Below are 12018 nucleotides of genomic sequence, written 5' to 3'. Positions count from 1 at the left end.
ACTGCCTCGGCTTGAGAGAATCTGAAACCCGATCTATGATTCGTGAGAATAATTGCCTTCACGTGCGGTTTGAAGCACAAGTCGCGGCGTCCCCCGGGGCGCCCGCGTTGACTTTCGCGGGGGATACGCTTTCGTACGGCGAATTGAACGCCCGCGCGAACCAGCTCGCCCGCCATCTGCGCCAATGCGGGGCGAAACCGGGCCAGCGGGTGGGCCTGTGCCTTGATCGCAACTTTGATCCGGTCATCGCGATTCTCGCCGTGCTCAAAACCGGCGCCGCTTATGTACCCATGGACCCGGTTTATCCCGCGGAACGGGTGCGCATGATCGTCGAAGATGCCCAGTGCCCCATCGTGGTGGCCCACGCCGAACATCGGGACCGTTTTTCGGATGGCGAGGCGGCGGTGGTGGTGCTGGATGGCGCGGAGCGCCCCTGGGAACGGGAATCGCCGGACGATCTCGACGTGGCGGTCTCCCCTTCCGATCTGGCTTATGTCATTTATACCTCCGGCTCCACGGGCAAGCCCAAGGGCGCGCTCGTAACCCACTGGAATGTGTACCGCCTGTTTGACGCGATGCAACCGGATTTCGGATTTCGCTCCGACGACGTCTGGACTTTTTTCCATTCCTATGCCTTCGATTTCTCGGTCTCGGAAATGTGGGGGGCCCTCTTCTTCGGCGGGCGTATTGTCATGGTCCCCTATCTGCTCAGCCGCAGCCCGGACGAATTCTATCAGTTGCTGGTGGACGAAGGGGTCACGGTGCTCAACCAGACGCCTTCCGCCTTCAAGCAGATCCAGCACCACGATGAGACCCTTCCGCTGGAACAGTCCCGCCGTCTGGCGCTACGTTATGTGCTGGTGGGCGGGGAATACATGTCCCTCTCCAGCCTGGCGCCCTGGTTCGAACGTCACGGGGATGAACAGCCTCGGATAGTCCATGTTTATGGGATTACGGAGACGACCGTCTTCGTGACGTATCGCTTCTTAACCAAAGCCGATGCCGCCCCCGGCACGCCCAGCTTCATCGGATTGGCGATCAAGGACCTGTACCTCCGTATCCTCGACGAAGATCGGCGACCTGTCGCAGTAGGCGAAGTGGGCGAGCTCTATATTGGCGGCCCGGGGGTATGTCTGGGCTATCTGAATCGTCCCGACCTGACGGCGGAGCGTTTCCTTCCCGACCCCTTTGATACTTCGGCCTACCCCCCAACGCTCTACAAGTCGGGCGATCTGGTCCGCCTGTTTGAAAACGATCTCGAATTCATTGGGCGCAACGACAATCAGGTGCAATTGCGGGGTTTCCGCGTGGAACTCGGCGAGATCGAGGCTGAACTCAGCGAGGCTCCCGGCATCCGCAGCGCGATTGTGCGCCTACGCGAGGACATCCCCGGCGATCCGCGCCTGGTGGCCTACTATCTGGCTCGGGAATCCGTCGCCTTGAGCACGCTCCGGGATCACCTCTTGCGGACCCTTCCGCCCTATATGGTCCCCTCGGCCTTCGTGCACCTCGACGCCTTCCCATTGAACAACAACGGCAAGATCGAGAACGATGCCCTGCCCGCGCCGGCCGACTTCATCCAGTCGGATGCGGAATATGTCGCCCCGGCGAATGACAATGAAGGGCGCCTCGCCACCCTGTGGCGTGAATTGCTCGGCGTGCCGCGGGTGGGCACGAGGGACAATTTCATCCACCTGGGCGGTCACTCCCTGCTCTTTACACAACTCCTGGTACGGATACGGAAGCAATTCGGCGTGGAAATTTCGCTGCGTGCGGCGATGGAATCGCCCACCATTGGAGCCCACGCCGCGTTGATCGCGGAGAAGCTCGGCGCGGGTACGACCGATGCCGCGCCCCCCATCGCCCCCGCCGACCGGGGCGCGCCCCTTCCCCTGTCCTTCGCGCAGGAACGCCTGTGGATCATCGAGCAACTCGACCCGGGAAATACCACCTACAATATACCGATCTTGTTTGAGATCCATGGACGCGTGGACGCGGCGCGTCTACACCAGGCCATCGGTTTGGTAGTGGACCGACACGAGATTCTGCGGACCGTCTTTCCGGCTGTGGGGCCGGTGCCCTGCCAGAAGATTCTATCGAAACTGGAACTCCCTTTCTCGACCGTGGATATTGGGGAGGCCGGCGACGACGGAGTATTTCTGGCCCAGGTCCGGGACCGGTTGAGCGCGGAATCCACCACGCACTTTTCCCTGGAGAACGGCCCGCTTCTGCGGTTTGTTTATTTCCCCCACCGGGAGGGTCACGGCTGTCTAGGCCTCGTCATACACCACGCGATCTTTGACGGATGGTCCATCAGCGTGCTCTTAAACGATCTGGCGGCCAGCTACGCGCTTGACGGCGAAGCCCCCCCGTCGGTACCGTCCATCCAGTATGCGGACTACAGCGCGTGGCAGCGGGAAAGCGTGGGAACAGCCGACTACACGCGCCAACTGGACTACTGGAAGGCGCACTTGGCGGGGCCCCTTCCGGTGCTGGAGTTTCCCACGGATTTCACGCGTCCACCGCGTCAAGCCTGGCACGGCAGGGTGGCCCGTCGCACACTGGGGGCGGCGCCGTCGGAGGCGCTGGCCCGGTTTTCTCGCCGTCACGGCAAGACGCTCTTCTCGGTACTCGCGGCCGCCTGGAATGTACTCCTTTACCGCTATTCGGGTCAGGAGGATATCGTGGTCGGCACGGCCATCGCCGGCCGAAACCAGCAGGAACTGGAAGCGCTGATTGGCTTCTTCGTAAACACCGTGGTCATCCGCACCCCAATCGACCCCGCCCAACGTTTTGTAGACTATCTTGACGTGGTCGAGACCGCGGTGGTCGCCGCCCAGGAAAACCAGGCGGTGCCCTTCGAGCAAATCGTGGCCGAAGTGCAACATGAACGGGATCCCGGCCGCTCCCCGATCTTTCAGGTCATGTTCGTTCTCCACAATACGCCGCGCTACGAGGTGGAATTTTCCGGTCTGCGCATGACCGGAGAAGAACTGAGCAATGAAGGGGCGAAGTTCGACTTGACCTTGTCTGTCCAGCCCAGAGATGGTGAGCTCGTCTTGAACCTCGAATACTGCACCGCGCTCTTCCGTGAATCCACCGCCAATCGAATCCTGGACAATTATGCAACGCTCCTTGGCGCGCTGCTTGACGCCCCCGAGACCGCGGTGGCCCGTCTTCAACTCTTGAGCCCCGACGAAACGGCCCAGGTCCTTGGGCTTGTGGGGCCACACGTGGACCTGGACCCCTCAGCCTCACTTGTCAGCGCTTTTGAATCGATCGTACACCGTCACCCCGAAGCGCTCGCGGTCACCGATGACACCACATCACTCTCCTACGGCGCGCTGGAAGTACGGGCCAACCAGCTCGCCCGGCTGCTCCTCGACCGGGGTGTCGCCCGCGACGAGCCGGTTCCATTTTTTCTCTCCCGGAGCATACACACAATTGTGGCCGTACTCGGGATCCTCAAGGCGGGCGCGGCCTACGTCCCGCTGGATCTTCAGGACCCCGCGGGAAGGCGCAATCGCATACTGGGCGCGCTCAATCCCCGGCTGATACTCTCAGAACGGTCCATGGGCGCCGGTCTGGCTTCGGCGGGCGTCGAAATCGTTTGCCTGGACGATGCGGAACTACTGGAGTCTCTTGATGTCGGCGCGCCCGGACTGACCCATGCGGGAAGCGACGCGGCCTATATCATCTTTACCTCCGGCTCCACGGGTGAGCCGAAAGGCGTGTGCTGCAACCACGGCGGCGTCCTGAATTTATTCGAAGATCTCCACGACCGCCAGCCTGTGGGACCCGGCGAAGCCTGCTCGATCTGGGCCGCCTTCAGTTTTGACGCGACGGTCTATGAGATCTGGACGGGACTTCTCGGCGGCGCGGCCCTCCACATCATTCCGGAGCGCGTTCGCCTTGACGGCGATCAATGCCTCGCCTGGATGAAAGAGCATGCGATCGCATCGGCGTACCTTCCGGGTTACATGCTGCCCGCGCTGCGGGACCGGCAAATGCGGGATCCCATTCCCCTGCGTCGCCTGATGGTGGGCGTGGAACCGCTGCCTGAATCGATGCTGGGTGCCATTGTCGATGCGACGCCCGGCCTCATGATGGTCAACGCCTATGGCCCCACCGAAGCCACCGTATACGTCACCCTGTACCCCGTGCTGCAGGGCGCGCCACGGCCGCAGGGCAACACGCCCATCGGCACGGCCATACGGAACACCCACCTTTATGTGCTGGACCCCGCCATGAACCCGGTGCCCATCGGCGTTCCCGGCGAGCTCTACGCCGGCGGAGCCGGCCTCGCACGGGGCTACTATCGCGACCCCGAGCTGACAGAGGCGCAATTCGTTTCCAGTCCCTTCGGCGATAGCCGCGCGGACAGGCTCTATCGCACCGGTGATCAGGTTTATCTCCGGGAGGACCTCCAGCTCGTTTTCGTGCGCAGGATGGGGCGATACATCAAGCTGCGCGGCCTCCGGATCGATCCGGGCGAGATCGAAAGCCTGCTTCGCACCCATCCCGCGGTTCGGGATGCCGTGGTGCTGGTCCCCGACGATTCACCGGAGGAACAACGCCTCGTGGCCTATCTCGCAATCGGAGTGGAGACCGCGCCCTCCGATTCGGAACTCGACTTTTTTCTCAAGGATCAGTTGCCGGCCCACATGCGCCCCGCCCAGTACATCCGCCTCGCCGCCTTCCCGCGCACGGTCCAGGGAAAATTGGACCGCCGGGCGCTTCCGGCGCCACCCGCGCCGCGCGTGGACGACGAATCGAACGACGAGCTCGACGATACGGAGACCGCCATCCTGGCCATCTGGCGGGCCTGCTTGCAAAGCGATTGCTCGGGCCGGCACGTAAACTTCTTCGCCGTGGGCGGCCATTCGCTCCTCGCCATTCAGGTTATCGGCCGTATCAATGAGTACTTCTCTTCCGAATTAACTCTGGCGGACTTTTTTGACAGCCCCACCGTCGCCGCGCTGGCGGTGCGTGTTGCCCAGGGGGCAAAAGCGCCTTCCCGGCGGGGGAACGAGCTCCTGGAGATCAAATCGGGCACGCGCACGCCCTTCTTTTGCCTCAAGGGAGCCGGTGATGTGGGCGGATCCTATGAAACCTTTGCCGGCGCCCTCGCGGATTCACAACCCTTTTACGGATTCCCCAATCTAGATTTTGACGACGAAGGGCCCGCCAGGATCGAGTATCTGGCATCGCGCTGTATCCAGGAAATGAAAAGGGTGCGCCCCGAGGGACCCTACTACATCGGCGGTTATTCCTTCGGGGGTATCGTGGCCTACGAGATGGCCCGCCAGCTTCTGGAAAGCGGCGACGATGTGCCCCTCATCGCCATGCTGGACAGCGCCACGCCCGACCACCACCATGTGCGACGGGCCATGACGCTGGAGTACTTGCGGCACTTTGTGCAGCGCGTCCGGGCACGACTTCGCACCCTGGCCTTCACCTGGAAAATGCACGTTGGGTACGCCCGGGACGGCATGGCGCTACTGGCCCGACGCGCCTTCGGCGCGAAGCCTCCCCATGCAAACCGGGTGCAACTGCGCGACTATCTTCGCTGGATACATTTCGACACCTCCGTGCAGTATTACCTGATCCAGGCGGGACTTGCCTCGCCGAGCATTGCGGAGCGCCGCCTGAAAATGGTGGAAGACCAGTTGGTGCGTTACAGCGCGCGAAGCATGGCCTCAAGCCAGAACGCCGTGGCGGAATATGTGATGGAGCCCATTGAGGGGCAGATCACCCTGTTTCGCGCGGAGCACAACCCGTGGCGATCCGAGCGCAGGGACCCGACCTACGGCTGGAGCCGCTACGCCCGCAAGGGTGTACGCGTGGTGGAAGTGCCGGGAAATCACATGGTAATCATTCGCCATCCTTACGCGGTCGGGCTGGGCAGGGCGCTGCAACGCGTCATCGATGAATTGGAATCCAAGACCATCTGAATAAATGAAGGCAATCCTGGGAGCAGCGCGGGAGATTACGGGGCCGCCAGGGTGTCATAGATCTGTATCAAGTATTGGGAGCGGGAGAGCATGCGTGAAGGGATGCTGTGTCTACACGAGATCTTTGAGCAACGGGTGGTGGAAGGGCCCGATCGCCCCGCGGTTACGTTCGAAGGAGAGACACTCACATACGACGCGCTGAACCGGCGTGCGAATCAACTCGCCCACCTGCTGAGAGCGCGGGGTGTGGGACGGGAAACCCTGGTGGGCCTCTGCCTCGAGCGAAGCTTCGATACGGTCACAGCTATCCTGGCCGTACACAAGGCGGGCGCAGCCTACGTGCCCATGGATCCCTCGAATCCGCCAGAACGCGTGCGCATGATCGTTGAAGACGCGCAATGCCCGGTGGTCATCATCCTTGAGGCGCAGCGGCATCGCTTCACCGATAGCAGTACCCTTATCGCGCTGGACGACACGGGGCAACCCTGGGAAGACTACCCGGAGACGAACCCCGAGCCGGTGGCGCTGTGCGATGAGCTCGCGTACGTCATCTATACATCCGGATCCACGGGCAGACCGAAGGGTGTTCCCATTGCGCATCGAAATGTGACGCGACTGTTCACATCCACGGCGGCGTGGTTTGACTTTTCAGCGCGCGACACCTGGACTCTCTTCCACTCGTTTGCCTTTGATTTCTCTGTCTGGGAAATCTGGGGCGCGCTCCTCCATGGCGGACGGTTGGTCGTGGTGCCCTACTGGCTAAGTCGTTCTCCAGACGATTTCCACCGTCTACTTGTTGAAGAGGGAGTCACTGTGTTGAACCAGACTCCCTCAGCTTTTGCACAGCTTCAGGCCGTCGTTCTCGCCCAACCCGAGGAATTGCCCAGGCCGCTGGAATTACGCTACGTAATCTTTGGAGGAGAGAACCTTTCCTATCAGAGCCTCGCGCCATGGTTCGAGCGCCATGGCGATGAGAATCCACAGATGATCAACATGTATGGGATCACGGAAACTACCATCCATGTCACATATCGTCGAGTGCGTCAGCATGAGGCCGTTCCTGGGACACCCAGTTACATTGGTGTGCCAATTCCGGACCAGCCATGCCACGTCGTAACCCGCGACGGACTGATCGCCGAAATTGGGGAAGAAGGCGAGCTCTATGTCGGCGGAGCTGGCAACGCCAGAGGGTACATGAATCGCCCGGACTTGACCGCTGAGCGATTTATTTCAAGTCCGTTTCCCCAGGATAATGGGGCCATACTATACAAGTCAGGTGACCTCGTTCGACGTCTTGACGGGGACATGGTCTATTTGGGGCGCATTGACCGGCAGGTTCAGCTCAGAGGCTTTCGTGTGGAATTGGGCGAAATAGAGAACGCGTTGGTCACTTTTGAAGGTGTTCAGGGAGCCGCCGCGCTTCCACACACAACAGACCAGGGCGACCTCCGTCTCGTGGCCTACTACGTTTCGACCTTGGCATTACCTGTAGCCTCCCTTCGCGAGCATATGACCCGATCGCTCCCGGACTACATGGTTCCTTCGGCATTTATCCGTATCGACACCATGCCCCTCACGGGCAATGGCAAGACCGACTATCGTGCCCTGCCCGAGCCCGTGTTCGAACGCGGGAATGTGGAATACGTCGCGCCAGACAGCGAGGTCGAACGCAAGCTCGCTTCGCTTTGGCAAGAGTTGCTCCAGGTTCCTGTAGTCGGAGCTGACGACAATTTTTTCGCGCTGGGTGGGCACTCCCTGTTGGCGACTCGACTTCTCCTCCGGATTCAAGAAGCGTTTGGTGTTCGATTATCACTGCGCAATCTCTATGAAGCCCCGTCGCTCGTCGGTATCGCCGAATCCCTGGGCAGGATTAGTCATGATGACAAGGCTGTTGTCGGGACCGAGTTTCCGCTGGCCGCCCGCTCGCTGCCCCTGCCCTCTTCTTTCGCACAAGAAAGACTGTGGTTCATCGAGCATCTCGATCCGGGGAATTCAGCTTATATAATACCAATACTCTTCGAAATCAATGGGGCAGTCGACCTGCCAAAGCTGAGAAAGTCCGTGGAAGCGGTCGTTTCCAGGCACGAAGTTCTGCGTACCACTTTTCAAAGAACTGAAGAAGGGCTGTTTCAGCTTGTCAAGCCTGAGTCCGATGTGACTTTTCACGTTTTGGAATTGAACTCGACAACGGAAGATGAAGACGTTGCGAATCAGATTCGGGCAGACCTGAGCAAGACGGCCAGAAATCCGATGAATCTGGAAAAGGGTCCCCTCGCAAAGTTCTTCTACTACACCCATCGAACCAAGCATAGTTTTCTTGGACTCATTGTTCATCATACCCTGTTCGACGGGTGGTCCATCAGCGTCCTGCTCAAAGATTTGGCAGATGCATACACATCATATGATTCTGACGCTCCCCATCCTCTGGCGCCGCTGCAGTACCAGTATGCGGACTATAGCCATTGGCAGCGCAGCCAGTACACATCCGGTGCGCTGCAGCATCAACTTTCGTATTGGAAACAACAGCTCGCCGCCCCCTTACCCGTACTGGAAATACCCACCGATTTTCCCCGTCCGCCCCGTCAGACTTGGAAAGGTGCGGTTGCGCGCGGTCGCGTGGACGATACCGGCACCACCAAGCTGGAGCAATTGGCACTCGACCACCATACGACGACCTTCACGGTACTGATCGCCGCGTGGCAGTTGCTGCTTCATCGCTATTCCGGTCAACAGGAGATTGTCATCGGTTGCGCATCCGCGGGGCGTAATCATCCCGCAATGGAGGAGATGATCGGCTTTTTCGTGAACACCGTCGCGCTGCGGACGCAGCTGGCTGACTACTCGACGCTTACCGAGCTCCTGGGAGGGCTCAACACTGTTGTACTCGATGCGCTGGAGCATCAGGACCTTCCCTTCGATAGAGTCGTCGCGGAAGTGCGTGAAGAGCAGGACCCGAGCCGTGCTCCCATTTTTCAAGTCATGTTCGTCTTGCACAACACCCCAAGCTACGAGGCTTCGTTTTGCGACCTGCAAATCTCTGGCGAGGAGTTGAGCAATGGATGCGCAAAATTCGACCTTAGTCTTACTGTCCAGCCACGGCATGGCGAACTATTGTTGAATCTTGAATACAACACGTCGCTTTTCCTGCCGGAAACGGCGGCGCGGATGCTGCGCAGCTATGAGACGCTGCTCAAGTCCATTCTTGAGAACCCAGGCGGTCGGCTTGGTGACTTCCAGATCGTGGACGGCCCCGAGCGGACGCTGCTGCTGGAGACGTGGACGGACACGGCCTACCCGCTGGACCGTACACTGTCCCTGCACCGCCTCTTTGAGGCACGTGCGGCGGAGCTTCCCGATTGCGTCGCGGTGGCGGACGACGAGACTTCCCTGACCTATGGTGAACTCAACGCCCGAGCCAATCAGCTCGCCCACTACCTGCTGGCGCGGGGCGTGGCGCCCGAAGAGCCCGTGCCCTTCTTCCTGGGGCGGACTGTGCGGGTGATGGTGGCGATTATCGGCATCCTCAAAGCCGGAGCCGCCTATGTGCCGCTGGATCTGCTCGATCCCCCGGCGCGGCGCGGCCGGGTTCTGTCCGTGCTGACGCCCCGCCTGCTCCTGACGGAAAGCGAGCTCGCCCCCCAGTTGAACGACGTCGCGGCGGAATGCGTGTGTCTGGATGGGCCGGGGCTGCTGGAGGATTTGGCGACTGACTCTCCCGGCATCGGGGCAAGCGGCGAGAACCTGGCCTATGTCATCTTCACCTCCGGTTCGACCGGCGAGCCCAAGGGCGTATGCTGCACCCACCAGGGCGTGATCAACCTCTACCAGGATTTGCAGTCGCGACTTCCCATCGGGCCGGGGGACGCGTGCAGCATCTGGACCGCCTTCAGCTTCGACGTGTCCGTCTATGAATCGTGGACCAGCCTTCTGGCGGGGGCCACCCTGCACATCATTCCCGAGCGCGTGCGGGCCAATCCGGAGGCATGCCTCGAATGGCTCCGGGCACGAGAGGTTGTCACGGGGTACATCCCCGGGTTCATGCTGCCCACGTTGCTGGAAACCCAGCGGCGCGCGCCCCTGCCGTGGCGCAGGCTGCTGGTCGGCGTGGAGCCCCTGTCCGAGGCCTTGCTGAGCGACATCGTGGAAGCTACACCCGGCCTCGTACTGCTCAACCTCTACGGACCGACCGAAGCGGCGATCTACGTCACCCTATATCAGGCGCACGACACCCATCCCCGGCCGACGGGGAACGCCCCGATAGGCAAGGCAATCCACAACACCCGCATCTACGTGCTTGACCCCGCCATGAATCCCGTGCCTGTGGGCGTACCCGGCGAACTTTACATCGGCGGCGTGGGGCTCGCCCGAGGCTACTATAATGCCCCGGAGCTGACCGCGCGACAGTTCGTGCCCGACCCCTTTACGGAACTGGACAGCAAACGCCTCTACCGCACCGGCGATCTCGTCTACTTCAAGGGTGACGGGAACATTCAGTTCGTCCGCCGCATGGACCGCTATATCAAGCTGCGCGGCTACCGCATCGAGCCGGGAGAAATAGAAAGCGCGCTGCGCGAGTTTCCGGGCGTTGACGATGCCGTGTTGCTGTTGAATGAGAAAGGTAGCGCAGGCCCAAGACTCGTAGCCTACCTGGCCACACAGAACCCGGACACCCTGAACACCGATCACCTCGCCGATTTCCTCAAGGGGCAACTGCCCGCCCATATGTGCCCGGCTCAGTTCGTGCCCCTCGCCCGCTTCCCCCGAACCGTGCAGGGAAAACTCGACCGAAAAGCCCTACCGGAGCCCAGTTCACCGAGCGTTAACGTTGAAGCATCAGGCCCACGAAACGAGTGTGAGCGCGTACTTCTTGAAATCTGGCACTCCTGTCTTGATACCCATGGCGGCGGTATTCACTCGGATTTTTTCACGCTCGGTGGCCATTCACTACTTGCAGTCAAAGTGCTCGACCGAGTAAATCGACGTTGGGGAAGCACATTGACCCTGTCGGACTTTTTTGACAATCCAACGGTCGCCGGACTCGCGGGAAAGCTTGGAGCCAGATCGGGTGAGAATGAACCCCTGCGCGGAATTCAACTCCGAGAAGTAAAGTCAGGCATCCGGATCCCATTCTTCTGCCTTCCCGGTGCAGGTGATTCTGGTGGAATCTATGACGCCTACGCCGAAGCACTTTCTTCGGATCAGCCTTTTTGGGGATTTTCCAACCTCGACGCCGACTTGGGCGGTCCCAACGGAATTGAGGAGGTGGCGCGACGGTGCATCGAAGGAATGAAAATGGTACGCCCCGCCGGCCCCTACTACCTCGGAGGATTTTCGTTCGGCGGCACCTTGGCCTATGAAATGGCACGGCAACTCATCGAGGCGGGCGAAGAAGTCCCCTTTATCGCAGTTATCGACGGCTCAACTACCGATCACTATCGAATCAAGGCATCGCTATCCAAATTGTACCTGAAATGCCTTGTCGAGCGGATTCGGGCACGATGCCACGTTCTTGCCCGAACCTGGAAGCTGCATGTGGGCTACCTGCGTGATGGCATCGGACTATTTGCGCGGCGTTCCAGCCGGTATCGAGATTCAGATCTTCCTCCCTTGCGCTTGTCGGAGTTCCTTCGTTGGATCTGGGTCGATGCCTCTGTCCAGTACTACTTTATTCAGGCGGGCCTCTCAAAGCCAACCATCAGCGAGCGCCGGGTGGGACTTTTTCTTGATCAGCTCGTCCGCTCCAGGACAAAAGTCATGCGTTCCAGCCGGCAGGCAATTGGCGACTACAGGATGGTGCCCATCCAGGCCGAAATAACGCTCTTTAGAGCACAACACAACCCCTACAAGTCTGAACGGCGGGACCCCACGTATGGTTGGGGGCGTATTGCGCTCAAGGGTGTGCGCATTGTGGAAGTCCCAGGGAACCACATGGCCATGATTCGACCGCCCTATGCCACTGGACTTGGGCAAGCCCTCCAACGCATGATGGATGCGTTGGAGTCGAGAGACACGCCACCCTGACGCCGCGACGGGGCACCCGCTTCGAGGCTGCGCAAGACGGCTT

At 60.5% G+C, this 12018-nt stretch carries 2 protein-coding genes; both read left to right on the top strand.

What is annotated here, in order from left to right; genetic code table 11:
• The first annotated feature begins 35 nt into the window (after positions 1-35).
• The gene (locus JNK74_01935; GenBank protein ID MBL7644926.1) at positions 36-5954 is read left to right on the top strand and encodes an amino acid adenylation domain-containing protein; all 5919 of its coding nucleotides are present in this window, start codon (positions 36-38) and stop codon (positions 5952-5954) included.
• Positions 5955-6044: 90 nt separating this feature from the next.
• Positions 6045-11975 carry an amino acid adenylation domain-containing protein gene (locus tag JNK74_01930; GenBank protein ID MBL7644925.1) on the top strand — a complete coding sequence of 1977 codons (5931 nt, stop codon included), beginning with the start codon at positions 6045-6047 and terminating at the stop codon, positions 11973-11975.
• Positions 11976-12018: the final 43 nt, after the last annotated feature.

The organism is Candidatus Hydrogenedentota bacterium, from assembly GCA_016791475.1.
Classification (GTDB): domain Bacteria; phylum Hydrogenedentota; class Hydrogenedentia; order Hydrogenedentales; family JAEUWI01; genus JAEUWI01.
Note: the sequence above shows the minus strand (reverse complement) of the source record. Positions and strands in the feature narration are given on the sequence as shown.